This is a genomic window from Carnobacterium sp. (genome assembly GCF_049673005.1).
Lineage (GTDB): Bacteria > Bacillota > Bacilli > Lactobacillales > Carnobacteriaceae > Carnobacterium_A.
The window spans coordinates 1-25,977 of record NZ_JBATXB010000074.1 but is presented as its reverse complement, the minus strand read 5'-3'; the positions used below and the strand labels follow the sequence as shown (position 1 = coordinate 25,977).

The following is a 25,977-nucleotide window of genomic DNA, read 5'->3' as shown; positions in this document are numbered from 1 at the left end:
ATTAAAATTTTGTTGAGGTGAAAACATGAGTAAAAATGTTCAGTTATTTGACGGTCTTTCAGACAAACAAGTTAAAGATATCCTAACCTCCATTCCATCTAGAAAATATAAAAAAAATCATATTCTCGTTTTTGAAGAAGATCCCATCGATCGTGTTTATATTATTAAAAGTGGTGCATTAAAAATTTATAGAACCTATGAAGATAAAGAAATCATCCTTGACTTTGTCAGAAAACATGAAGTTATTGGGGAAGTAGAACTTTTTTCCAAAAGTCCTGCCTTGTCTTCTGTTGAAGTCACTGAAGATGCTGAAATTTATCATCTTTCTCAGGTTGATTTTATTGCTTTGATCTATGAGAATAAAATAATATTAGAAAATATTTTTCGTATTCATCACCAACGTTTTGAAACATTGAATAAACAAATAAGAAATCTAACTTTCTACAGTGTTCATACTCGCGTTTGTCGTGTTTTATTGGATTTCATTAAAAATAATGATGAATCCACCGACTTAACGATAAAAAATATCAACCAGAGTATAATTGCTAGTATGACAGGTGTTACACGCGAATCTGTCTCTAAAGCATTTAAAGATCTGCAAGATGAACATATCCTATCCTTACAACCAAAAACTATTACAGTCCTTAATTTAGAGAAGTTACGAGCCTATGCAAATTTTGATTAACCTTCTATCGCCTTGCCTTTATATTAGATTAGAAAGCGCTTTCTAGCCATGAACTATCTAACAGCATTACTGTGAACATGATTACTCCTTTTTAGATAACGCTTTCATAACACTTATCGTTTTTATTCTTTATCATGAGTATTAACCACATAAGAGGAGGAATTTATTTATGAGTTTTCACATTAGTGCAGAAGAAGGACAAATTGCTGATATCGTTTTATTACCAGGAGATCCGCTTCGTGCAAAGTATATCGCTGAAACATTTTTAGAAGACGCCGTTTGTTACAATACTGTTAGAAACATGCTTGGCTATACAGGAACATATAAAGGGAGAAAAGTTTCTGTACAAGGTACTGGAATGGGAATGCCTTCTGCAGTCTTGTACATTCATGAATTAATTAATGATTACGGCGTTAAAACATTGATACGCGTCGGAACTTGTGGCGCAATTCAAGAAGATGTGCACATTCGTGACGTTATTGTTGCTCAAGCTGCAGCAACTGACTCTTCACTTATCTTCAATGATTTAGCTCCAATTTATTTCCCACCAATTGGAAACTACGGCTTAATCAGAAGTGCTTCTGACCTTGCGACTGAAAAAGAGATGACTGTACACGTTGGGAATATTTTCTCTTCTGATACATTCTATCATGAGACTAAAGACACAATGAACAGTATGACTAAGCTAGATGTATTCGGTGTAGATATGGAAACAGCGGGTCTTTATTACCTTGCTTCTAAATTCCATGTACGTGCTTTAAGCATTTTAACAGTCAGTGATCACTTAATTACAGGTGAACAAACAACTGCTGAAGAACGCCAAACAAGCTTTGGTGAAATGATTGAAGTTGCTTTAGAAGCAGCAATTAAATAAAAAGTATACAAAAGTAGCCGCTATACATTTCTTCCTTTAGAAGATACGTATAGCGGCTTATATTTTCATTTGAGAAGATGAATCGCTTAAATTGTCTTGTTCGTTAGATAGATAAGTTATAAGTTATAAGTTATAAGTTATAAGTTAAAGTATACTACTACTCTTAATAATAAAATAACCTTTGCCACTAGACGACATCTTCATCTACATATGATATGATTACCGAAACTACTTGTTAATTAATTTAAATTGGGGAGAACATTATGAAAAAATATATTATTACTACTGAGAGTGGATCTGATATTTCGCCTCACCTTGTTGAACGTTATGGCATTCATGTTATTCCCATGCATGTGACTATGGGTTCCGAAACCTACGATGACGGTGATTTTGATGCAGAAGATTTATATAGGTATTACGAAGAGACGGGAAAATTGCCGAAAACGTCTGGTACAACTCCGCAAGATTGTACGGTTGCTTTTGAGAGCATTTTCAATAAGCACCCTGATGCTCATATCATTCATATCGCCTATTCTGCTGTTACGACTGTTTCTTATAACTCTTGTGTTATTGCAGCCAGAGAGCTAGAAAACATTCATATTGTTGATAGTAAAAGTTTATCCGGTGGGCTAACAGCTATCGTTGTTGCAACGGCTAAGTTTATTGAAGCTAATCCTGCTATCACTCCGGAAGAAATAATAACTTTTGTGGAAAAAATTAGAGAGAAAACACATTGCCTTTTTCTTCCAAACTCTCTTCTCTATCTAAAAGCTGGAGGAAGAGTATCAAATGCAGCCTTTCTTGGTGCATCTTTGTTGCGACTTCACCCAACCATTATTCTAGAAAATGGCTATTTAGTTGCTTCAAAAAAATACAGAGGGTCTTTTGACCGTTGCCTTAAAAACGCTATTAAAGATTTTGTGACTAATTTTAATATTGATCCAGAAACGCTTACTATTGGAGGAACTGCCGGATTAAGTGATGCTCACAAACAACTTGGTGAAGCTACCTTAAATAGATACGGCTATCAAGATCCACAATGGTTTCTAGCAGGTACCGTTATTTCTAGTCATGGTGGACCGGGGGCGTTTGGCATCATCGGTATTGAGAAAGATTCATTCTAAATTTATGCTCTTTTTGATTAGCGACTCATATGAACAGGCAGAGATTCTTTTTTATAAGCGAATGCAGCTTATTAGAAAAATCTCTATTTTTTTATATCTAATCCTAACCACTTCCTTTTCCAACTTATTTAGACATCATTGTGGGCTAGTCAGGTATCCTGTTAAGTAGAACGAACGAATAAAAACAAAAGAATGAAACAATACATCTCATACTACTTGCCACTACACGACATCCTTGTATTCATATGATATGATTAAACTAACTACTTGTTAATTAATTTGAGTTAGGGAGGTCACTATGACAAAATATATTATTACTACAGAAAGCGGATCTGATATTTCTCCACAGCTTGTTAAGCGTTATGGTATCTACGTTATTTCAATGCATGTGACTATGGGATCTAAAACACTCGATGATGGCAGCTTCGATGTTTCAGATATTTATCGTTTCTACGATGAGACAGGAACTTTACCTAAAACTTCTGGCTCAACACCACAAGACTGCACAGTTGTATTTGAACAAATATTTGCAGAGCATCCTGATGCTCACATTATTCACATTGCTTATTCTGCCGTTACAACTGTTTCTTATAACTCTTGTGTTATTGCAGCTAGAGAACTAGAGAATATTCATATCATTGATAGTAAAAATGTATCTGGTGGATTGACTGCTGTAGTGATTGCAACTGCTAAGTTTATTCAAACTCACCCTGATAGCTCACCTGAAGAGATTGTATCCTTTGTAGAAGATGTAAGAGAACGAACTCGGTTTGTCTTTCTTCCACAATCTCTTCTTTATCTTAAAGCTGGAGGAAGGGTTTCAAATGCGGCATACCTCGGAGCCTCATTATTGAAACTTCATCCAACTATTATCTTAGATAATGGCTATTTAGTTGCTTCAAAAAAATATAGAGGTTCTTATGAACGTTGTTTGAAAAATACCGTTAAAGATTTTGTCACTAATTTTAATATTGATCCAGAAACGCTTACTATTGGTGGAACTGACGGTTTAAGTGAGGCTTACAAACAACTTGGTGAAGCTACCTTAAACAAATATGGCTATCAAGACCCACAATGGTTTACAGCAGGTGCTGTCATTTCTAGTCATGGTGGACCTGGTGCGTTTGGAATTATCGGGATTGAGAAAAACTAACCTTAACTGCCAAATAAAGTTCTATTAGTTTAGTAATGAATATAAAAAGATAGGGTTCCATCTTAATAAGTTCTTGTAGCTTATTAAGATGGAACCCTATCTTTTTTAAGGACTATTGATTTGATATATCAACTTAATGTTTATAGCGCAAATTTTGCTCAATAATCTAAAATATTAACAAAAAGTCCTTTAATTTTAAATTAACTATGTTAAAATAGATGTAATGATATATCAACAAAGGGGTGAAACAATGACTCAACCACTTTATCGAATAATTTACGAAAGTTTAGAGAGCGCTATCAAATCTGGCGATTTTTCAGTAGGTAGTCAGCTACCTACTGAAAAAGAATTATCTGAAACCTATCAAGTAAGTAGAATAACGTCTAAACGTGCTTTAACTGAATTAGAACAAGACGGTTTTATTTCACGAATCAGAGGCAAAGGTAGTTTTGTAAGAGACCCTATACAAAAAGGAAAAAAGACGAATCAAATTCTGTTTATCTTACCTTTTATAAATGATCTTTACCTTGGAAATTTTACAGAAGGCATCACTCCAGTTATGCAAAAAAATGGTAGCGATATCTTAATGACTACACTAGATTATTTGAAGCAAAAAAAACCAGATGAAATCATACAGGAATTTGACGGTATCATTTATTATGTTCAAAATCCAGAGAGCTATTTAGACTTCTTAGCTGAATTATCTTTTAAAGATTTCCCTGTTATTCTGTTAGATAAGAAAATGTATGATTTACCTTTCCCTGCTGTTATTTCTGAAAACGCCAGCGGTGGTTTTGCTGCTACACAACTTTTAATTCAGCAAGGCCATACAAAAATTGGTTATTTATTTAGTCAACACCATCATCCACAATCTGTCAGACAACGGTATTTAGGTTACATTCAAGCAATTAAAGACTCTAAACTTGACTTTCTGACTCCAATTGATGAAAAAAAAGCAGTCAACGATTCTTTAATTGAGTATATTACCGAATACAAAATAACTGGTTTGGTTTGTGAGAATGATTTAACAGCCATTACAGCAATGAATTTATTAAAAGAAGCAGGATTTTCTATACCAGATGATTTTTCTATCATAGGATTCGATAACCTTCAAGCATCTAGCCTAGTTGTACCAGCTTTAACTACTGTTGCCCAGAATTTTAAATTATTAGGCGAAACAGCTGGCCAATCTTTAATTGATTGGATTGAAAACCAACAGATACCTGAAGATAGTAAGATACCCATAACTTTAATCAAACGACATTCAACAAAGGAGATTAACAAATGAATATTAATCAGATAGATACTAGACACGGTACAGCTAATCAACATAGTTTTTCACACGGAAATTGCCTCCCTTATACAGGTGTGCCTTTTGGAATGAATTATTTTGGAGTACAAACAACCGATCAAAAGGGAAGCTGGTGGTTTCATCCAGAAGATAGAACTTTCCAAGGTTACCGTTTAACTCATCAACCTAGTCCTTGGATGGGTGATTTTAGTCACCTCCTATTGACTCCAGTCAGCGGAATAAATGAAAAAAGAAGTACATTTGATATCCAGAGTTCTTATCGACCTGAACAAAGTACGTTCTCACCTGCACAAATTGAAATTGAACAACTACGCTATAATATAAAATCTAGTCTTATTCCTAGCATGTACGGTGGAATACTAACTATAAATTATCAACAAAAACAAAATGGATTAGTCTTAACATTACCAGGACGTTATCAAATCAAACAACTAAATGATAGCGCTGTTTCTTGTCAGATTATTAATTTCTCGGGTTCTGAAGATAAAAACTTTACGTTCTATTTTGTTTTACAGTTTGACGAACCTTTTGTACTTCCATTAGAATCTGTAGAAGGAAAAGACGGTTCTGTCTTACTTTCTTTTGGAGATATAAAAAAACAAACGGCTCGTATGGGAACTTCTTTTATTAGCGAAGATCAAGCTCTTTTAAACTTAAAGCGTGAAGAACAGTTTACTTCGCATACTTATCTAAAAAGTAGTACATCTGAATGGCAGAGTTACTTTGATCGTGTCCAAGTAGAACATACCGACTCGAAACATACAGAAACGTTCTATCATAATTTGTATCGAATGTTTCTTTTCCCACAAACTTTTTATGAGATCGATGCAACTAATGAAAAAATCCATTACGACACATTAAATAAAGAAATAAAAAAAGGAAGTCTTTATACAAATAATGGATTCTGGGATACGTATAAAACCGTTTATCCTTTCTATTCCCTTATAGCTCAAGAAAAATACGTTGACATGTTAGAAGGTTTTTTAAATAGTTTTGACGAAACGGGTTTCCTTCCAAAATGGTTATCCCCAGACGAAAGAGGCCTGATGCCTGGTACGCTCATTGATGCGGTAATAGCTGACGCTGCGGTAAAAGGAATTGCCGAACATTTGATGGAGCGGTTCTTAGAAGCAATGAAGAAAGCTGCGACGATTCAAAGTGAAAATTCTAATTACGGTCGTCAAGGAACCTATGATTACTTAGAATATGGATACGTCCCAAGTAACCATCACGAATCAGTCAATCACACACTTGATTATGCCTATAGTGATTTCTGCATTAGTCAAGTAGCTGGAACATTAAATAAACAAGAGGATAAAAAATTGTATCAGAAACAATCGTTAAATTATAAAAATATATTCGATTCTGAAACAGGATTTATGCGTGCAAAGGATAAAAAAGGAGCGTTCAGAGAGCATTTCTCAGATATCCGTTGGGGACAAGATTACGCGGAAGGAAGTACATGGCAAAGTAGCTTTGCTGTCTATCAAGATTTCGCAGGATTAATTGATCAATACGGTTCTCCAAAAAAATTCGAGAAAAAAATAATTGAGTTATGCAATCAAGCTCCTAACTTTAATGTTGACGGCTATGGTTTTGAAATCCATGAAATGAGTGAAATGGCCGCTCTTGAATTCGGCCAACTCGCTATCTCGAATCAGCCAAGTTTCCATTATCCATTCCTGTTTAGTTATATCGGTAAACCAGAGATGGCTAAGCCACTATTGAAACAACTAATGACCCAAACATTTGACGCCTCTCCAACAGGTTACCCAGGAGATGAAGATAATGGCAGTATGGCTGGCTGGTATATTTTTAATAGTTTAGGATTCTACCCAGTCACACCAGGTTCAGGAGAGTATGTTATCGGCATGCCTTTAGTAAAAAAAGCTGTACTAACATTATCAAACGGAAAAGAATTAATCATTAAAGCTGAACCAAATTTACCACAACAACAATTCATCCATCAGACCAAACTCAATGGCGAACTGCATGAACCGCTATTCTTTAACCACCATGATTTAATGGACGGCGGCGAGATTGACTTCCAACTAGGAATTGTGCCTAACCCTAAAGACATAAGCAACGATTCCTTGCCTTATTCTTTATCTAAGAAAAAATAATAAAACGCTGTTTCATCTAAAAATACGAAAAACAAGGCTTAGACAATATGTCCAGCCTTGTTTTTCATTCTACTTTTTTTGATTTTCTAGTTACTTATGAGTAAAAAGCCTATTCTCATCTAGTTAATTTAGAGGAGATTCACGGAATTCTTTTGGAGTCATTCCAACTGTTTTTTTAAACTTCTTTGAAAAGTAAGTCGTATTATTAAATCCAATCATCGATGAAATTTCATTAATATTGTACCTTGGAACAAGTAACAATTGTTTCGCCTTTTCAATTCTAAATTGATTTAGGTATTGTGAAAAACTCATTTTTGTTTCTTTTTTGAAAAGTTGACCTAAATACATAGCATTTAAATATAACTGACTAGAAACACTCTTTAACGTTAATTCTTCTTGGTAATTATCTTGAATAATTTGAATAACTTGCGAAATGTTTTCGCTATAAGAGGATTGCTGCTTTTCTTTTTTTAATGTTGCTACAAGTAAAAGCTCTAAATCATCAATATGGTTTACTTGATTTATTTTTTGAATGACTTCTAAATATTCATCATCTTCAAAAAGCAAAAGTTCACGGCGAATATTCATAAACAATAAAAACGCTGCTTGTCGAACTTTTTCCGGAGACATTTCTGAGAGTTTTATCTTTTGAAAGATTTCTTTCAATGTCGCCTCTGATTCACTCAGTTGGTTATTATGCAGGAACCAATTGAATTCAGATAAACTTAGTTCTTGATCTTGTTTAGAAATTTCATCTGAATAAATAATTCTTTTCTGATGATTGTAAAACTGATGTACCTGTAAATTGCTCTTCACTTCTTGGTAACTAGTCGGTACTTCCTCAGTAATAACTTCTGACTCACCTACACTTATCCACCAATTATCCCTTGGAAAATGATTTTCTATATACTCAAAAAGATTGTTTTCTAACGCTCCTTTAGACAGAATGATAAACAAAGAATCATCGCCCAAATTCTGTTGAATATAGAAATAATCTACTTTCTTTTTTAGCCATTGATCAAGTGAACGTGTCGCAAGACGATCAATTTGAATGACGATTACCGTCCACTTATTATCTATACCAAGCAACTGTAAAACTTCTTCTTCACTTTTTTCTTCTAGCTCTTCACTTAACCATTGGGCAAGTAAATTTTCTTGATATATTTCCTGTTGATTCTTTTGATCAACTTGTTGTTTGATTCGTTTTTCTACATTTTTTAATGTATGAATTAATTCTTCTTTGTTAACGGGTTTCATTAAGTAATTAACTGCACCTAATTTTAACCCACTTTTCAAATAAGAAAACTCTTGGTAGCCGGATAAAATAATAAATTCAAATTCATATTGTTGCTTTTGTGCAGCTTCAATGAATTCTAATCCATTTATCTCTGGCATAGTGACATCCGTTATGACTAAGTCTATTGGTTGGTTTTCCATAATAGAAAGTGCATCGTTGGCACTTTCAGCAGTAGCAACCACTTCAAAACCTAGTAGTTCCCAATCTATTATTTTCTTTAAACCCATCGGAATCATGTATTCATCGTCAACTAATAGTACTTTGTACAAGATTAATCCCCTTTTCTAACGACAGCATAATGGTTAAGCCGCCAGTTTCGTTAATGGATAGTTTCATGTGGTAGTTTTCTCCATAAAATCCTTGCATCCGTTCATTCACATTCTGTAACCCGATTGATTCGTTTAAGTGCACGTAACGAGTCTCCAAACGTTCCTGAATAGTAGTCAGTTTTTCTAGTGTCATTCCCTTACCATTATCCTTTATCTCTATTTGAACTTTATCTTCATTCATGTATGCTTTAACACTAATCACATTATTTTTACGTGTGAAATTAATGCCGTGTTTAAAATAATTTTCAATTAAAGGTTGAATAACAAATTTTGGAATAACAAAATTTTCTAGACCCTCTTCAATTTTAATATGATAAGCAATTCGACTTGGATACCTCATTTGATAAAGATAGGCGTATTTTTCGCAAAAATCGAGTTCATCTTTTAGTGTAGTCACTTTTTCTGAACTAATATTGTTTCGAAGGAGCGTTGAAAAGGCATAGACAACATCTGACAACTCTTCGTTCCCTTCACTTAATGCTGACATACGAATATATTCTAGCGTGTTGTATAAAAAATGCGGATTAATTTGTGCTTGCAGAGCCCTCATATGAGCATCTTGCTGTTTAATTTCTAATTTATAAATATCATTCACGTATTGCTCAATGTTCTCAAGCATGTGGTTGATTCCTTGCGATAACTCTCGAAGCTCAAACTCCGTTTTTTGAGTATCTATCCGAGTACTCCAGTTTCCGTCTGAAGCTCTATCCAATACGTCTGTTACTATTTCTAACTGATAAGAATATCTTTTAAATGTTCTAATTAGAAGAAACAACAAGAGGGCATCTAGCAATAAGACACCTAACAATAATGGTTGAATATCTATAAACGATTGTTTCAAAACAGCTGATTTATCAAGTGTCACTAGGACACGGTATTCACTACTTATCTTTTGCGTAGAAAAATAATAGTCTTTGTTTAATTGTTTTGTTGGCAACTGTGAACCTGCTTGAAGTTCATTAGAAAATAGTAACTCCTGTTTTTCCTGCTTAGGCTTACTTAAGCCATCATCATGGTACGTGTACAATCGATTGGATAACCCAGAGATAAGATAAACTGAAAGTCCATCAAATGAATTCAAGCTCTCTAGACTCTCAGCAAAATCTGATTCTTTAAAGCCAAGAAACATATTGCCATTCATAGACCCCTGAGTCATGGGCATCACAATATAAAAAGCACCTTCAGCTAAACGTGGTGTCCCTTGCTTAATGCTTCCTTCTTTTTTTTGTACCGTTGATTCTAAATATTCCGGAAAACGATTAAGAGAAATATAAAGAGAACTTAAATCATCATATGTGGCATACACTGATTTTAATTCTCTCGAAAACAGAGAAAAATCATCACTATCAGACTGTCGAGTATAGATATAAGATAAATACTCATCAATTGGTTTAGTCAGATAGGCTGTAATATTTTCAGTTTTATCAAAACTACCAGAGAGTTGATCTAAAATGATTCGACTAGATGCTCTTTTGTCATTTAACATCCGTGTAGTGCTTTGCGCTGCTTCTTGAATAGTCGCTTCAGCTTGATTACGATTTTGTTCATAAATTATCCAACTTATTAAAAGTGTAGCAAGGGTTGTCAAAAGGATCATAAAAAAAGCATAGTTCCTTAGCAAACGGTTCATTAAGCTACCTTGCGAAAATACAATCCCAAACTTTTTTTTCATTTAATTCGTTCCTCAATTTTAATACGCCAATTCTTAGTAGCAATAAAATTCCAAATAACAAGCATCCCTATCGTACCAAATAAAATTAGCCCTTTGTACTTCCAGGTAATTCCTAAAACTACCGCACTTCCAATAATCATTTTTAAGAAACTAGGGAAATTTGAAAGACTAGAACTAAAACTTAACCTAAATAATTGGGGAAGAGTCATTTCATAACTACCGTCAAATATTAGAGCGTACATAAAACTAGAGAATAAATACAACAAGACAAAAATTAACATAAAATCGATAACTAAAAATAAAAGACCTTTAATTTGTAAAGCGAGAAAAAGGTTATAGGCTAAAAAAGCAGCCATCCCTACAGTAAGTAAGAAAAGAATATTTCCTCGCTTAAAATTATTTTTGAACAACAGCCAACTCTCTTTTAATGTTATTTCTCTATAATCAAATTCATATTTAATAAATAATTCACTCACAACTTTTAATGCTGGTCCGATTCCCAATACTATCCCACCGGCTAATGTATACAACCAAAAAAAGAAATTAAGTTTCATTATTACCCAAACCCGTATAAATAAATTCTCCAAGACTGTTCCTAACATGAAAATCCTCCTCTGTTTAAATCCAATCTTAGCATACAAGAAATATCTCTCTATTTAAAGTCAATCTTTCTCCTCTTTTTCTAGACACTCAAAGACACAACGTGTTATTTTCATAAGCTATTCAACTCATTTTTGGAGTTATTTCTTACGACAAACGTTTCAAATGGTCTAAAGTGAAGGTTATTTAGTTGGTAGGTTTCTTTTTTATAATTACTAAGAATCGTTTCTCCAACATTCGGTTGTTTTGTTAATTGAAAATCAACCCATTCTTCACTCATGTTAGCTGCAACAACCCATTTTTCACCTTCATAACTACGTTCATAAACAATTATTTGAGGATGATCAGGGTGAAGGAGTCTAAAACTACCAGATACAACTAAAGGATTTTCTTTTCTAAGTTTGATTAGTTTTTGATACGTGTAGAAAATAGAGTCCGGATTTTCTAACGCTTCTTTTACATTTATGTTTTTATAATTTTTGTTTACTCTCATCCAAGGTTTCCCTTTAGAAAAACCAGCCTGTTCGGTTCTATCCCATTGTACAGGAGTACGCGCATTGTCTCTTCCTTTTTTATTTAATGCCTGTAAAATCTCTGCTTCACTTCTTCCCTCACTAGCCCATTCCTTATACATCATCTTCCCATCAATATCATCGATATCAGCAAAACTATTTATCGTTGAATTTGTCATACCGATCTCTTCCCCTTGGTAAATATAAGGTGTTCCCTTCAACAGATGAAGTAAGATAGCAAACATCTTGCTGCTTTCCACTCGATAGTCTGTTTCATTTCCCCAACGAGAAACAATGCGAGGCAGATCATGGTTATTCCAAAATAAACTATTCCAGCCATCCTTCTCTAAAGAATTTTGCCATTTTGCAAGGGCTCTTTTTAAATCTATAACAGTAAAAGGCTTGATCATCCATTTTGATGTCCCTGGAACTTCATCAAGCACCATATGCTCGAATGAAAAGACCATAGATAGTTCTTTTCGTTCAGGATTAGAATACAGTTTGGCACTTTCAGGTGAAGCACTCCAGGCCTCGCCTACTGTTAAAATGTCCTCATTACCGAATGCAGAACGGTTCATTTCTTGGAGATAATCATGAAGTTTTGGGCCATTCACAGTTATCATTTTGTCAGGTACTTTCCCTATCAAATCAACCACATCCAAGCGGAAGCCTCGCACTCCTTTTTGTATCCAAAATTCCATCATATCCCATATTTCTTGTCTCATTTTTGGATTTTCCCAGTTTAAATCGGGTTGATGTTTACTAAATAAATGAAGATAGTATTGTTCGCTTGCTTCATCGTATTCCCATGCAGATCCGCCAAATCCACCTGGAAGTTCATTAGGAACTCCACCATTAATTGAGTCTCGCCATACATAGTAATCACGGTAAGGATTATCTTTGCCTTTTTTTGCTTCTAGAAACCAAGCGTGTTGCTCACTGGTATGATTTAAGACAATATCCATCATTACTTTTATCTTTCTTTTATCTGCTTCAACTAGTAACTCTTCCAAGTCTTCCATGGTGCCATATTCAGGATTAACAGCTTTGTAATCACTGACATCGTATCCATTGTCAAAATTAGGTGATTTAAAAATTGAACTAAGCCAAATAACACCTATTCCTAATTCTTCTAAGTAATCTAATCTATTTATAATTCCAATAATATCTCCAATACCATCCTTGTTTGTATCTTGAAAACTTCGTGGATAGATTTGATACACTGTTTCATTTTTCCACCAATTCATCTACTTCGCCTCGTTTTCACTTAATTTATTTCATACCACTTTTAAAAACATTCTACTAAAATAAAAGAAGCAGAATATTCCGAAAAAACGGATTCCTGCTTCTTTTTAATCATTGTGACAGGTCTATATTTCTCCTACTCGTATACGTACATCCTCGATAAAGGACGATTGCTTGTTCAGATGAACCTTACAATAAAGAAAAATGAACGTATTCTATTTCAAACTATCCTTTAATCCATAAACCTCAACTTCATATATTCTAGCTGCGGAATCAGATCCTTGTGTTGGTTTTTTGACAATTAATTTCACATAACGTGCCTCTGCTGCTGCAAATGAATGAGTACTATTAGCCGAGGTATTTTTTATTGTATTCGATACTTCACTAAATTCTGTTCCATCTTCACTCACTTCAATAGAATAAGCTTTTGTATTCATATCTGGACCTTCTCCACCAGCTTCAGCGTGTGCGATACGAACTTCACTTATCGTTTTCGTTTCACCTAGATCAAGAGTTAGTTCATGAGGAGGATTTCCAATTGCAGCCCATTTAGTATCTAGTTTCCCGTCAACTACAAATTCAGGTGCCTCAGCATCATTAACGAAAGAAGATGCTTGGGTAGTTGCGTCTTTAGACAACAACGTCAACCCTCCTTTTGCTTTATTACTAATTGTAATAAACTCTTTTCTTTCAAGTGGCATTTCTCCTGATTCGTTTTTAGCCGTTAATGTCACCGTATACGTTCCCTCTTTAGCATAAGTTACAACCGGTGATTCATCTGTGCTTGTTTCACTATCTGCTCCTTCAAATACCCAATTCAGACTTTCTGTGTTTGAAGATGATGTATTTGTGAACGTAATTGACTCTCCTGGAGCGGCTACTGTTTGAGATGCTGTAAAATCTGCTTTAGGAACGCGATTATCTGGCCATTTTAATGTAGCCATATCTGAAGCTTTGCCTCGTACACCAAAATGATCTACTGCAACAACCTCAAAATCTGTTTTATTTGTATCATCATTTCTTTCTAATGCATTAATATAGTGATTTGTTGACGGTGTTGCACCCAAGAAAGAACGTGATTCATCTTTATTTACACGATAAATCTCATAGTAAGCAACATTATCCGACTTGTCTTCATTCCACGATAAGCGTATTCCAGCAAAGTTGCTTTCTTCTTCATCAAATAATGAATCTTCTATTTTAACGCCGTTAACTTGTACATCTGTTTTTTCAACCTTTGGCATGACGGCTATTTGTCCTAAATGCAATTCATAGTTACTACTTGTAGTTGAAGACGCTATTTCATATGAAATGGATGTAATTTCTTTATCTGAAACTTTCTCTAGATTGTAGGATACTTGAGTCCAGTCATTTCCAACTGGTTTATCTGCTTTTATAACTTCTTCTTTTCCGTTTTCAAAACCAAGAACTAAATTAAGTTCTGTCTCAGTTGATGCTTTTGCAGTAGTTGTAAAGCTTGTCTCTTTATCTAGTTGTAATTTTGTACTATATAATTTCATCAAACTTGTTTGATTTTCTTGCATGTTGCCTCTTAATTTTAGTGAATTCCCTCCATTATAAGCATCTGCATAGTCTATCGTAGCAGCTAATTCATTTCCCTCACTATGCTCAAAAACCCAGCGGTACGTTGGTAAAATATCTTGCATACTGCGATTGTTCCAATCCATACTAGATACTTTATCTCCTTCGATAAAGTAATTGTACCCATTTCCTAGATTGAAATGACTAATAAATGGCAAACTAGTGATGGCCGTTTGTTCTATAGCATAAGTAGAAATCCCGGGCCATTCTGTTCCTTTTGAGGGTACACTCTGAGTTGGATCGCCTTTAGCGTTAACCCAAAACGTACTTTCTCGATTTTGGAAATCATCTGAATCACTTGCTGAGGTATGTGTCCAACTTGGAACATAAAGTCCCAGTGAAGTGTAAGGATTTCCTCCGTCATCGGTAAATAAATCCCATTGTACAGGTGTCATATATCCATTTTCTTGTAAATCGATTCCTGCATATAAGTCATATGGATTAACGTTTATTTCTTCAGCTTTTTCTTTAGAAGCTTTTAACAAGTCCTCTTTTGCTAATTTATCTGTGTTCCACCAAAAATTTAAGAACATACTATCAGATAACGGTTTCATTTCTGCATCAACTAGGTAAGCCTTATTTTTGTCTGTTAACGCATTTTGCCAATCCATTTCCCCTTCATTTGTCATAGAGTCATACCACATAACTTCGAGTTTTTCTTCTGACTTTTGTTGAAGTTCAGCAATAAGCTCTATCATCAAATCTGCGTGTTCTTTAGTTAATCCTCCAGCAACGTCACCATCTGACTTTTCACCTTCAGCCGCTTCATCGAAACTAGTTACTTTTGTATCCGTTTCTTGATTAATAAACCATCCATCGAACCCATACTTGTTAGCTACTTCAATCAATTTATCCGTAATCGGAAATTCTCCATTTTCATCTTTTTCTAAAAAAGTATCTAACCAGTCAATTTTCCCGGCATGGGCTGTTTGTGGAAAAAAGATTGTTCCCAAAACTGGAACGCCATTTTTATGAGCTGCATCAATTACGTCTGCACTAGGTGGAACGATAATCCCTTCACCTGAAGATCCTCCCCAATAAATTAACTGATCGATGTATTGCCAATTTGAAAAGACGTTCGCATCAAATGTATTAATTCCGCGTGGCGAATTCCCACTTGTACTGCTATTCATTATCGAAAGTGCTGCTACTTTCATTTCAGGATTTTGTGTTTCATTTGATTTAGGTAATGTTTTTTTATCTACTCGTTCTGCTAAAGGTTCTGTACTCACATTATATTTAGCATCTGGATCTTTATCAAAATCCCATGCTAATAAGTCTTCTGGAAACCAGTAAGAGGATTCTGGCTGATTTTCCATCGGCTCATTTAGTTTACTTTCTTCTGTTTCAGAATAAGTTATGGAATTAGATGATGATACCTCATCTGAAGTACAACCTGCAACACCTAAAGCTGCAGCAGCTAAGAGTAAAATGGATGCTGATTTCTTATATTTAATAGTATTCATTAGTAGTCTCCTCTTATCATTATCGTTTTATATAAAACTAAGTACTGATTAATTTAATCATCGATTGTCTGAGCATTAGCCGTCTAGCTAATGATGAAGCACACACACGGCCTATTCAACTAAACTGACTACAAATCTATGTTTTTACTTTTCTTTTTAGTATTTATGAATTAAAAAAGAATAAGGAAGCCCCTTTTATACGTAAAGTGAGCCTTGTTAACTTTACTTTACAAAAAAGAACTTCCTTATCGTCTCTACTCTACTAAAGTTTTAAACTTCATATCGTATAGTCTTATTTAGCTTCTTTCAAAAATTCATCGTATTGCCCTTGCATTTCGTCTAAAACTTTTTCATAGCCAGCACTTTCTAATCCTTCAATTAGTTTAGGCAATACTTCATCCGGATTAACTGTTCCAGTATTTAAACTGTCTAAATATTGATTCATGACGTTACTTATATTTGTAATTTCTGTTTTAACATTTTTTGTATTAAAGTTAAATCCTAAAATAGGTGAAGCAATTGACTCTTCGATTGATTTGTCACGTTCTGCAATCATTTCGTCTGTGATTGTATCTTGTGTGTATAAAATAGCGTTATTTCCAGTATTCCATGCAGACATGTGTTGATTTGGTTTGTAGCCGTCTAATAATTTAATTTTATCTTCTGATCCTTCTACTTTCTCCCATGCTTCCCCTTCGATACCGTATATTAATCCGTTCAATAACTCAGGATTACTATTTATCAAGCCTAATACTTCAACGGCTTTTTCTTTATTCTTAGAAGAATTTCCTACTACAAAGTTAGCCATTTGTGCTTGAGAAGTTGATTTCAGTGGAGTAGTAATTGCTTTTGAAACCAATTCTTGTCCTGCAGCATTTGTTAAAAGAGTATCGCCGTAATCAAAAGGTCCTTGTGTTTCTCCACGCATGAACCACGTGTTGCCTTCTAACGGGAAACCAGTGTTACTTGTTGCTGCATCAGCTGGGATTAATCCTGCTTTATACCAGTTATGCATTGTTTTCAATGTCTCAACATAGTCTTTATCATTATATTGATTCACTATTTTTTCTTTGTCTCCGTCTAGATTAATAGCAAATGGCATTCCATTTCCTAAAGGATAGTCGTAGTTGCCTTGAGCTTTAAATCCTTGTCCTATTGCAAAAGCTGCCACTGTAGGCTCTTTCTCATGGAACGCTTTCAAGACTTCTTCTGCATCTTTATAAGACTTAACATCATCAATAGATAGATCATGTTTATCTAAATAAGCCTTATTAAACGTTAATACTTGTTGTGCAAAAACATTGGCATTAACAGGAAATGCATATAATTTACCATCTACTAAATTCCCTTTTATATACGCTTCATCCAATTGGTTGTAGGTTTCTTCGGCATATTCAGGCATTAATTCTGTCAAATCAGCAAAAGCGCCTTTTTGTGCATTTGCCACATAATTGTCCGCAAAAGCAATATCATAGGTTTCACCAGAAGAAATCATTACGCTCATTTTTTGAGAATAATCACCCCAACCGATATAATTTATATTAGCTGTTACGCCAGTTTCTTCTTTAATGATCTCATTGGCTTTACCCATTAATGTATCATAATTTTCAGGTTTATCCCCTATTTGATACATTTGTAACGTTACCTCATCTTTATCATTTCCTTCAGCCTTAGAGTCTGTACTGCCACAAGCTGCCAACGTTCCTGCGAGTATCATTGACACTCCTGATAAAGCCATTTTTTTCCACATATTCATTATTTTTTCCTCCTATTTTTTATTCTTTAACTCCGCCAATTGTTAAACCTTTTACAAAATATTTTTGGAAAAACGGGTAACTAATCGCAATTGGTAATGTAGATAGTACAACAATTGCCATTCGTGCAGACTCGCCTGGAATTGAAGCTAATCCCCCACTAATTTGAGCTCCCGCTCCTGCATTCTGAGTCAAGTACTGAATATTGTTTTGAAGCTTGATTAATAAGTATTGAAGTGGCACTAAACTATCGCTTTGAATATAAAGCAATGCGTTAAACCAGTCATTCCAAAATCCTAATGCTGCGAATAAACTAATCGTTGCGATTCCTGGAACAGCTAAAGGAAGAACAATCTGTAAGAAAATTCTTAATTCCGTAGCTCCGTCGATTCTAGCAGATTCGATTATTGATTCAGACACTGATCGTTTAAAGAACGTTCGCATAACTATAATATTGAAAGGACTAACAGCCATAGGCAGGATCAGTGCCCAAATGGTATCTTTTAATTGTAGTAAGTTTGTCATAACCAAATAATTTGCAACCATTCCTGGTGAAAATAGCATTGTGATTAAGCAAAATACTGTAAAGAAACGACGAAACGGAAAATTTGAACGTGAAATTGCGTACGCATAAAGTGACGTTGCAGTCGTATTCATAACCGTTCCCACTACCGTTACTGTAACAGTAACAAATAATGCTTGAAGAATCTTTTCCTTCATCTCTCCAAATAAGAATGTGTATCCAAACGTACTGAACTCTGATGGCCAGAAACGATACCCATTAGTAGCAAGTGCGGCCTCATTGGTTAAAGAAATGGATATGACAAAGATAAAAGGAAGAACACATGAAATAGCAAAGATGGCAATCATAATATTAAAAAATAGGTTCGTTGGTTTATTAAAGCCATGTATTTGAACTTTTGAAATTTTCTTTTTCTTAAAAGGTTTTTTATTTATACTGTCTTTTTGAACTTCATTCGGTTTCATATCTATCTCCTTTCTAGAATAGTGCTGATTCGTCATCAAAACGACGAGCAATTGCATTAGTGATCATCAATAATACAAAACCAACAACAGACTGATATAATCCAGCAGCAGCGGTCATACCGATGTCACCTGTTGAAGTTAATCCGTTATAGATATACGTATCTAAAACAGCCGTTACTTCATAGAGTGCTCCAGAATTTCGTGGAACATTATAGAATAACCCGAAATCCGCACGGAAAATATTTCCTACCGCTAAAATAGTTAGAATGGATATTAAAGGAACCAGTTGTGGAATTGTAATATTTTTTATTTGTTGCCACTTGCTTGCTCCATCTATCATTGCAGCTTCATAATATGTAGGATCAATTCCCATTACCGTTGCAAAATAGATGATACTATTGTAGCCAATTCCTTTCCAAGTACCAATAAATAGTAAAATCAAAGGCCAGAATTTTGGTTCACTATACCAGTTAATTGGGTTACCACCGCCATTAACGATCATCTGATTAAAGATTCCTTTATCAGGACTTAAGAAAGCGTAAACAAAATAACTAATAACTACCCAAGATAAGAAATATGGCAAAAGCGACATTGTTTGGTAAATCTTAACTAAACGTTTATTACGCAATTCACTCATTACAACCGCAAAGAATACAGAAATGATAAGATTCAACGTAATAAATCCTAGATTATAGAGTACCGTATTTTTTGTTATCAGAAATGCGTTATTAGAAGAGAATAAAAATTTAAAATTATCAAGTCCTACCCATGGACTTGCTTGCAAACTAGCTAAGAATCCATCTGGAGAAATTTGGAAGTCTTTAAACGCTACTACGTTGGCAAAAATTGGAATGTAGAAGAAAAATATCATCCATACCATACCAGGTATTGCCATGATAACTAATGCTTTGTACCTCCAAAGGTTATCAAAAAGTAATTTTGCTCCTTTTTTCTTTTTCATCGAATACCTTCTTTCATTTCTTATTCTATATTTATTTTAGCGCTTTCATTTAACTAACTAAATAAACAAAGTATAGGTTAAACAGAACAAATCATAGCACGAATTTAAAAACACGGGTGACCTTATCTTTTTCATTTAAATAAACTAATTCTGGATAATAAAAAGCCTATTTACTAACTGATGGATATCAGCTAGTGGATAGGCTTTAAAATACAACTATTTATTCTTAGCATCTTCGAATATAAACTACCTTCTTTACTGCTTTCGGTTATACTCGCATTTCCTGTAGCGATAACACAATCGACCCTACTCCAAAAGCGGCAACAAGAACTCCACTAATCATACCCACTATTGGAATAATTCCTACTGTTGCTAGAACTATCAATCCGAGTAAAAATACCCAAAATGCTTGTCCGTTAGACCATTTAAATCTATTTTGAGCCATTAATCCAAAATAGGTCGAAAGAATAATAGTTGAAATATAAATAGATATACTGTAAAGAGATAGTACAATAAGACTCAACGGTATCCCAATTACCGTAAACATCAATACTATAGAAACTAGCGGAATAAACACTACGGATAATGCCCCAAATCCTAACGTTCTTAGCGGATTTCGTCTGATTTTATCGGCTAAAGTTGGCCAGAAATTTGGTTTAAGCCACTTGATAACTAACCAAATAATCAAAGCGGCTAAGATACTTAGAAATGCTCTGATTAAGGCGAATGCAGTAAATAGTGTCTTAGTAGATTCAGAAGGTTCGTCATCAATTTCTTTCCATGTTGTTTCACCTATAACTTCTGATCCATTTAAGAAATTAGCTTCCTCTTGACTACTATAGTTTAAATCCCCGCCAATTTTCCCACCAATTGATAAAAACTCACTTGAAGTGGATAAATCGCCCTCAATCAAACTATTTTGATAAATTTTACCTGCACCAATAAAGGCATCTTTTTTTATGATTGCACTCTCTTCAAGGTAAATTGACTGTCCTGCTATGAATGCACTACCATCAATTTTAGACTGAACGTTTAGTGTAGCCCCAGCTAAATAAACCGTATTTTCAACACGACCGTTTATAGTAATACTGTTTCCTGCTACAAATACACTTCCTTTAACTGTTCCATTTATAGTAGCATTTTGACCGGCTATAAATAAATCCCCATCAATTATTCCATTTACTTCTATATTACTAGCTGTAATAAAAGTCGTTCCATTTATATTCCCATCGATGCGGATATTATCCCCTGAAAGAAAACTTGTTTTTTCTAACGTTTCATTTGATTCTATAACAACATTGTCTCCAGAAATACTTTCTGCTAATACTTTACCAAAAGGAAGAGTTATAAGACTAACTAAAATCAACGATAAAATGGATAGCTTGAACTTTTTATTATTTCTTAAATCCAACATAAGAACACCTCTCTTTAACCTATTTTAAACAGGACAGACTAATCATTCGTTTTACATCAGATTGCCGAAGAATGAGTAGAATAAGTTAGTGAGTCTTAGTTATTCTTTAATTTTTTTTACTATCGTAGTAAAACGGACTAAGACAAAAGTATGTTGTGAACTTGAGCAGAAGTCTCTCTGGAATATATTATTTTATAAGCAAATAATGGCTTACCCTATATCTATATTATACTACACCACTAATTACAACCGTTAAGATTTAAAGCCTTTTTAATGGTACTCAGTTGAATTAAAACAGTCCTGTTAGTCAATCTAAATAAGTTAAAAAAACATTTTTTTGTAGACATAAAAAAGAGTCGCTTTTTACGACTCCTTTTTGGTTTAGTGAAGGGTTAACGGATCGTGTATTCTCTCTCTTATTGCTAAACTCATTTTTAGTTTAATGCTCGCTACTCTTGTTCGTTTGGGTCGTTTTGAGCATCAGCATGCGTCTCGTGTACTGTACCTGGAATATGATCGGGTCCTGCATAAATCGTATACAATTTTAACGGTTTATCACCCGTATTCATAATGTTATGCCACATATTTGCAGGTACGAAAACTGCGTCATCATCTTTTACTATTTGTTCAAAATCTAAGTTATCTTCAGTTGGACCCATTTTACATAAGCCTTGTCCTTCTTCAATTCGAATAAATTGATCAATCCCATGATGCACTTCTAATCCGATATCATCTTTAGGTTGAATAGACATCACTGTTGCTTGTAACTTATCACCAGTCCAAATAGTCGTCCGGTACGTATCATTTTGAACTGTCGCCTCTTCGATATTCACTACATATGGTTTTTTCCCATTCATTTCATCACTAAGTTTCATTTTTCCATTCCTCCTAGTTAAAATTAACAGCCATTTGTAACCCTTACCTGTTTAGTCTATGCCTATTCAATATAAATGCAAGAAATAACCTCTTTAAAAAAATTGTCCATTTGAATTTAAATAGACTTAGATAGTAAATAAGTTTTCTCCCAAAATTATCCAATTGTATTCGTAACTCTCTACCTAATCATTATGTTAGAATACATTATACCTATCTTAGATTATAAAGAAGGAGTTTGAGTGAATTGAAAAGATGCGATTGGTGTGAAGGAAATACTCTTCAAATGGATTACCACGATAATGAATGGGGAGTTCCTGTGTTTTTAGATACTATTCATTTTGAGTTTTTAGTATTAGAATCGATGCAGTCGGGATTAAGTTGGCAAACAATTTTAATGAAAAGAGAATCTTTCAGACAGGCTTTTGATTATTATGACTGCAAAAAAATAGCTGAATATGATGAAGATAAAATAAATGAACTGCTTAATAATGCAGGAATCATCAGACACCGTAAGAAAATTGAATCCGTTATAAACAATGCTAAACAATTTTTAGTTATTCAAAAAGACTTCGGTAGTTTCAGTCAATATATTTGGAATTATACAGCTAATAAAACACTAACCAATCATTATAACTCTTCAACTGAAGTTCCTTCTAAAAGCGACCTTTCTGAGTTAATTAGTATTGATTTAAAGAAAAGAGGATTCAAGTTCTTAGGTCCAGTTACTATTTATTCTTATCTTCAAGCAGTCGGGATTATCGATGATCATCTAAATGACTGTTTTAAGAAACAATAAATAGACTCTAATAAATGAACATTGTCTCTTTTCAAGAATAGATTTCTATTTAAAATAAATTTAATTATTTTTTAAACTCACATACGCAAAGCTAAAGAGACTGGATGTAACTAATTAAAATTCAAAAAAGACTTGAAATCAATTCAAAACATTGATTTCAAGTCTTTTTGTTCGTTTAATTTTAGTAAAAAACTCTCTATTCAGCCTTTTTTTAGCCTCTTTTAGAATAATTTTTTCAATTTTATAAAAAAAGATAGCATTAAACTCCAGAATAAGCGTTATAGCCGCCGTCAATTGGAAGAATAATCCCATTAACGAAACTTGAAGCTTTCTCATCTGCTAAGAACAATAATCCACCTATCAATTCTTCTGGTTCACCAAAACGTCTCATTGGAGTCCCTGCAAGAATTTTCCCAGCTCTCTCTGTTGGGGAACCATCTTCATTAAATAATAGAGCTTTATTCTGTTCGCTTACTAAGAACCCAGGTGCGATAGCATTTACACGAATATTAACGTGAGAGAAATAAACGGCAAGCCATTCGGTAAAGTTACTTATTGCAGCTTTTGCGCCAGAATAAGCGGGTATTTTTGTTAAAGGAGTAAAAGCATTCATGCTTGAGATATTGATAATATTTGCCCCTGTTTTGCCAATCATATCTTGGGCAAACACTTGTGTAGGGAGTAAAGTCCCTAAGTAGTTTAGATTGAAAACAAATTCGATTCCTTTTTGATCCAAGTCAAAGAACGTTTTTACATCTTTCATCCCATCAAACTCATGGTATTCAACCTCTGTTGATGCTTTAGGGCTATTTCCACCGGCTCCGTTAACAAGAATATCTACTGTTCCCAAGTCTTTGTTGATGGCTTCTCGGGCTGCTTGTAAGCTATCTGCATCTAGAACATTGGCTTTGTATCCTTTAGCTATTCCACCGCTTTGTACGATTTCATCTGCGTATTTTTTTGCTGCCTCTTCATTTAAATCTAACAAGGCTACCTTTGCCCCCGCACGTGCAAATTCTTTTGCGAAATAAGAACAAAGAACGCCACCTGCTCCTGTGACAATAGCAACTTTCCCTGTTAAATCATGTGTGAATGGTGAAGTCATGCGAATTCCTCCTATTTAATCTATCGTTTTATTTTTTTCCTTTTTCTACAGCTTCCCATAGACCGTTCAGATAAGTTGCTCCAAGAGCACGGTCATACAATCCATATCCTGGTTTACCTGTTTCTCCCCAAATCATACGACCATGGTCTGGACGTATTGAACCAGTATACTGATGATCACTTAACGCTTTTATCACTTTGTACATATCGATAGAGCCCATTTCTGATAAGTGAGCAGACTCTTCGAATGATCTTCCACCAACTAGTTTCACGTTGCGTGCATGAACAAAGTTAACACGCTTTTTCTCAAGCGCTTTTTCTAATATAGCAACGGCATCGTTTTTAGGGTCTGATGCGAATGAACCCACGCATAAAGTAGCCCCATTGTATTCACTATCGTATAAGTTAAAGAATCGATCTAAAGCCTCGCCATTCGTAATAATACGTGGAAGACCAAAAATGCTATATGGAGGATCATCAGGGTGAATGGCCATTTTCACTCCAGCTTCTTCTGCTACAGGCATAATTTCTTTAATGAAATAAGACAAATTTTCCCAAAGTTGTTCTTCATCGATCGTTTTATATTCATCTAACAAGGTATTCATTTCTTCAGCAGTATAGCTTTCATCCCAACCTGGTAAAGAAAGAGTTCTTGGATCCATCTTATTTACCTCTTCTTCATCAAAAATTAAAGCATGAGAACCATCCGGTAAAAGATAGTTTAAATCAGAACGTGTCCAGTCGAATACCGGCATAAAGTTGTAACAAACTACTGGAACGCCTGCTTTGCCTAAATTCCGAATCGTTTCTTTATAGTTTTCAATATACTTATCTCTTGAAGGTTTTCCTAGTTTAATGTCTTCAGGAACTGGCACACTCTCAATAACAGAAAGTTCTAATCCAGCTTTTTGGATTGTGCTCTTTAATTCTTCAATCTTTTCTAACGGCCATGCTTCTCCCGCAGGAATATCGTAAATAGCCGAAACAATCCCCTTCATGTCAGGTATTTGTCTAATGTATTCTAATGAAATCGGGTCTTCTTTTCCGTACCATCTGAATGTCATTTCCATTTAGCCATCATCTCCTAATGTAGTATTAATCTGATTTATTTTATGTTTTTAAAATAATTTTTCGCATTAAGGTAACAAATATTTTCAATCAATTTTTTCAATACTTTATCATCATTCGGTATTTTGCCATTTTCGACATTTTCACCAATATAGTTACATAATATACGGCGGAAGTATTCATGCCTTGGATAAGAAACAAAACTACGCGAATCGGTTATCATTCCCACAAAATGCATCAATAAACCATGGTCCGCTAATGTTTCCATTTGTCTTACCATGCCTTTTTCAGTGTCGTTGAACCACCAACCAGCACCGAATTGAATTCTTCCTTTTATACCATCCTCATTGTTTTGAAAATTAGCAACCGCGCTTGCAACAACAGGATTGTATGTTGGATTTAAATTGTAAATAACCATTTTTGGAAGCTTCTCTTTTTTAGCCATCGCATCCAACAAATGGTTTAAAGAATAGCCCACATCCGTTTGATCTTTAATAGAATCAAATCCTACATCTGGTCCCAATAAATTAAACATCTTATCATTGTTATTTCGAATAGCTCCAAAATGGATTTGCATAACCCACTCTCTGTCATAGTAGCACTCAGCTAAATCTACTAATAAGCGAGTTTGGTACTTAGCGATTTCCTCATCAGAAATCTTTTCGTTAGAAATCGTTTTCAAAAATATGATTTCAATCTCATCATCTGTTGAGTCAAAATAGGATACTGTACTGATTCCATGGTCAGAGGCAACACACCCTCTTTTATCAAAATAATCTATCCGTTGTTCAAGAGCTGCCATCATTTCTTTATAAGTTGTTACTTTAGTAGAAGTACAACTATTGAGTTTTTTCAGAAAATCAATAAATTTTTGTTCCCCTAATGCAAAAGCTTCGTCTGGTCTAAAAGATGGGGCAACATGAACAGTAAAGGAGTGGTCTTCCTTAATTTGATCATGGTATTCAAGCGAATCCGTCGGATTATCCGTTGTACCAATAAATACAACATTCGATTGCTCGATCA

General features: G+C 34.4%; 20 protein-coding genes. 7 read left to right on the top strand and 13 right to left on the bottom strand.

The genetic code is table 11. The annotated features are described in order from the left end of the window. The first annotated feature begins 25 nt into the window (after positions 1–25). The 6 genes from WBF61_RS05975 (at position 26) to WBF61_RS05950 (ending at position 7,271) form a co-directional block, all read left to right on the top strand. Positions 26–685, top strand: a complete 660-nt coding sequence (locus tag WBF61_RS05975) for a Crp/Fnr family transcriptional regulator (RefSeq protein ID WP_424254799.1) — start codon at positions 26–28, stop codon at positions 683–685. Positions 686–854: 169 nt separating this feature from the next. Then, positions 855–1,559, top strand: coding sequence for a purine-nucleoside phosphorylase (gene deoD / locus WBF61_RS05970; RefSeq protein ID WP_424254798.1), 705 nt, complete (start codon positions 855–857; stop codon positions 1,557–1,559). Between the two features lie 263 nt (positions 1,560–1,822). After that, positions 1,823–2,683: a DegV family protein gene (locus WBF61_RS05965; RefSeq protein ID WP_424254796.1), complete on the top strand. Its 861-nt coding sequence runs from the start codon at positions 1,823–1,825 to the stop codon at positions 2,681–2,683. A 298-nt stretch (positions 2,684–2,981) separates the two neighbouring features. Continuing rightward, on the top strand, positions 2,982–3,836 hold the full coding sequence (locus tag WBF61_RS05960; protein ID WP_424254794.1) for a DegV family protein: 855 nt from the start codon (positions 2,982–2,984) through the stop codon (positions 3,834–3,836). A 250-nt stretch (positions 3,837–4,086) separates the two neighbouring features. Next, positions 4,087–5,124 carry a GntR family transcriptional regulator gene (locus WBF61_RS05955; RefSeq protein ID WP_424254792.1) on the top strand — a complete coding sequence of 346 codons (1,038 nt, stop codon included), beginning with the start codon at positions 4,087–4,089 and terminating at the stop codon, positions 5,122–5,124. Next, the gene (locus WBF61_RS05950) at positions 5,121–7,271 is read left to right on the top strand and encodes a GH92 family glycosyl hydrolase (RefSeq protein WP_424254791.1); all 2,151 of its coding nucleotides are present in this window, start codon (positions 5,121–5,123) and stop codon (positions 7,269–7,271) included. The genes WBF61_RS05955 and WBF61_RS05950 overlap by 4 nt, the downstream gene beginning before the upstream one ends. A 123-nt stretch (positions 7,272–7,394) precedes the next feature. Here WBF61_RS05950 and WBF61_RS05945 read toward each other — a convergent pair whose 3' ends face one another. The 10 genes from WBF61_RS05945 to WBF61_RS05900 all read right to left on the bottom strand — a co-directional run bounded on the left by WBF61_RS05945 (position 7,395) and on the right by WBF61_RS05900 (position 21,985). After that, positions 7,395–8,837, bottom strand: a complete 1,443-nt coding sequence (locus WBF61_RS05945) for a response regulator transcription factor (protein ID WP_424254789.1) — start codon at positions 8,835–8,837, stop codon at positions 7,395–7,397. Beyond that, positions 8,815–10,569: a sensor histidine kinase gene (locus tag WBF61_RS05940; protein ID WP_424254787.1), complete on the bottom strand. Its 1,755-nt coding sequence runs from the start codon at positions 10,567–10,569 to the stop codon at positions 8,815–8,817. The genes WBF61_RS05945 and WBF61_RS05940 overlap by 23 nt, the downstream gene beginning before the upstream one ends. Next, on the bottom strand, positions 10,566–11,171 hold the full coding sequence (locus WBF61_RS05935) for a YesL family protein (RefSeq protein WP_424254785.1): 606 nt from the start codon (positions 11,169–11,171) through the stop codon (positions 10,566–10,568). Before WBF61_RS05935 ends, WBF61_RS05940 begins: the two co-directional genes overlap by 4 nt. Positions 11,172–11,281: 110 nt before the next feature. Beyond that, on the bottom strand, positions 11,282–12,928 hold the full coding sequence (locus tag WBF61_RS05930; protein ID WP_424254783.1) for a glycoside hydrolase family 13 protein: 1,647 nt from the start codon (positions 12,926–12,928) through the stop codon (positions 11,282–11,284). 213 nt (positions 12,929–13,141) lie between these two features. Continuing rightward, on the bottom strand, positions 13,142–15,994 hold the full coding sequence (locus WBF61_RS05925; protein ID WP_424254781.1) for an endo-beta-N-acetylglucosaminidase: 2,853 nt from the start codon (positions 15,992–15,994) through the stop codon (positions 13,142–13,144). 292 nt (positions 15,995–16,286) lie between these two features. After that, positions 16,287–17,750, bottom strand: a complete 1,464-nt coding sequence (locus WBF61_RS05920; protein WP_424254779.1) for an ABC transporter substrate-binding protein — start codon at positions 17,748–17,750, stop codon at positions 16,287–16,289. A 19-nt stretch (positions 17,751–17,769) separates the two neighbouring features. Next, positions 17,770–18,735: a carbohydrate ABC transporter permease gene (locus WBF61_RS05915; RefSeq protein ID WP_424254777.1), complete on the bottom strand. Its 966-nt coding sequence runs from the start codon at positions 18,733–18,735 to the stop codon at positions 17,770–17,772. A 13-nt stretch (positions 18,736–18,748) separates the two neighbouring features. Beyond that, positions 18,749–19,696, bottom strand: a complete 948-nt coding sequence (locus WBF61_RS05910) for an ABC transporter permease (RefSeq protein ID WP_424254776.1) — start codon at positions 19,694–19,696, stop codon at positions 18,749–18,751. Between the two features lie 268 nt (positions 19,697–19,964). Then, entirely contained in the window at positions 19,965–21,110 is a 1,146-nt protein-coding gene (locus WBF61_RS05905; RefSeq protein ID WP_424254774.1) for a hypothetical protein, read from the bottom strand. A 449-nt stretch (positions 21,111–21,559) separates the two neighbouring features. Beyond that, positions 21,560–21,985, bottom strand: coding sequence for a cupin domain-containing protein (locus tag WBF61_RS05900; RefSeq protein WP_424254772.1), 426 nt, complete (start codon positions 21,983–21,985; stop codon positions 21,560–21,562). 245 nt (positions 21,986–22,230) lie between these two features. On the opposite strand from WBF61_RS05900, the gene WBF61_RS05895 reads away from it, so the two are divergent. Continuing rightward, entirely contained in the window at positions 22,231–22,782 is a 552-nt protein-coding gene (locus tag WBF61_RS05895) for a DNA-3-methyladenine glycosylase I (protein WP_424254770.1), read from the top strand. 259 nt (positions 22,783–23,041) lie between these two features. Here the strand turns inward: WBF61_RS05895 and WBF61_RS05890 are convergent, their stop codons facing one another. From WBF61_RS05890 to uxaC, 3 genes are all read right to left on the bottom strand, one after another. Then, positions 23,042–23,887: an SDR family oxidoreductase gene (locus WBF61_RS05890; protein ID WP_424254768.1), complete on the bottom strand. Its 846-nt coding sequence runs from the start codon at positions 23,885–23,887 to the stop codon at positions 23,042–23,044. 28 nt (positions 23,888–23,915) lie between these two features. Further along, positions 23,916–24,956, bottom strand: coding sequence for a mannonate dehydratase (uxuA, locus tag WBF61_RS05885; protein WP_424254767.1), 1,041 nt, complete (start codon positions 24,954–24,956; stop codon positions 23,916–23,918). A gap of 35 nt (positions 24,957–24,991) precedes the next feature. After that, positions 24,992–25,977, bottom strand: a 986-nt coding sequence (gene uxaC, locus WBF61_RS05880; protein ID WP_424254766.1) for a glucuronate isomerase, incomplete at its 5' end; no start/stop codon positions are given.

Bases quoted from the DNA above. Each gene is read 5' to 3' on its own strand.
- WBF61_RS05935 (WP_424254785.1), bottom strand. From the start codon at position 11,171: ATGTTAGGAACAGTCTTGGAGAATTTATTTATACGGGTTTGGGTAATA.
- deoD (WP_424254798.1), top strand. From the start codon at position 855: ATGAGTTTTCACATTAGTGCAGAAGAAGGACAAATTGCTGATATCGTT.
- WBF61_RS05930 (WP_424254783.1), bottom strand. From the start codon at position 12,928: ATGAATTGGTGGAAAAATGAAACAGTGTATCAAATCTATCCACGAAGT.
- WBF61_RS05965 (WP_424254796.1), top strand. From the start codon at position 1,823: ATGAAAAAATATATTATTACTACTGAGAGTGGATCTGATATTTCGCCT.
- WBF61_RS05925 (WP_424254781.1), bottom strand. From the start codon at position 15,994: ATGAATACTATTAAATATAAGAAATCAGCATCCATTTTACTCTTAGCT.
- WBF61_RS05915 (WP_424254777.1), bottom strand. From the start codon at position 18,735: ATGAAACCGAATGAAGTTCAAAAAGACAGTATAAATAAAAAACCTTTT.
- WBF61_RS05910 (WP_424254776.1), bottom strand. From the start codon at position 19,696: ATGAAAAAGAAAAAAGGAGCAAAATTACTTTTTGATAACCTTTGGAGG.
- WBF61_RS05940 (WP_424254787.1), bottom strand. From the start codon at position 10,569: ATGAAAAAAAAGTTTGGGATTGTATTTTCGCAAGGTAGCTTAATGAAC.
- WBF61_RS05920 (WP_424254779.1), bottom strand. From the start codon at position 17,750: ATGAATATGTGGAAAAAAATGGCTTTATCAGGAGTGTCAATGATACTC.
- WBF61_RS05900 (WP_424254772.1), bottom strand. From the start codon at position 21,985: ATGAAACTTAGTGATGAAATGAATGGGAAAAAACCATATGTAGTGAAT.
- WBF61_RS05975 (WP_424254799.1), top strand. From the start codon at position 26: ATGAGTAAAAATGTTCAGTTATTTGACGGTCTTTCAGACAAACAAGTT.
- WBF61_RS05955 (WP_424254792.1), top strand. From the start codon at position 4,087: ATGACTCAACCACTTTATCGAATAATTTACGAAAGTTTAGAGAGCGCT.
- WBF61_RS05960 (WP_424254794.1), top strand. From the start codon at position 2,982: ATGACAAAATATATTATTACTACAGAAAGCGGATCTGATATTTCTCCA.
- WBF61_RS05905 (WP_424254774.1), bottom strand. From the start codon at position 21,110: ATGTTGGATTTAAGAAATAATAAAAAGTTCAAGCTATCCATTTTATCG.
- WBF61_RS05950 (WP_424254791.1), top strand. From the start codon at position 5,121: ATGAATATTAATCAGATAGATACTAGACACGGTACAGCTAATCAACAT.
- WBF61_RS05890 (WP_424254768.1), bottom strand. From the start codon at position 23,887: ATGACTTCACCATTCACACATGATTTAACAGGGAAAGTTGCTATTGTC.
- uxuA (WP_424254767.1), bottom strand. From the start codon at position 24,956: ATGGAAATGACATTCAGATGGTACGGAAAAGAAGACCCGATTTCATTA.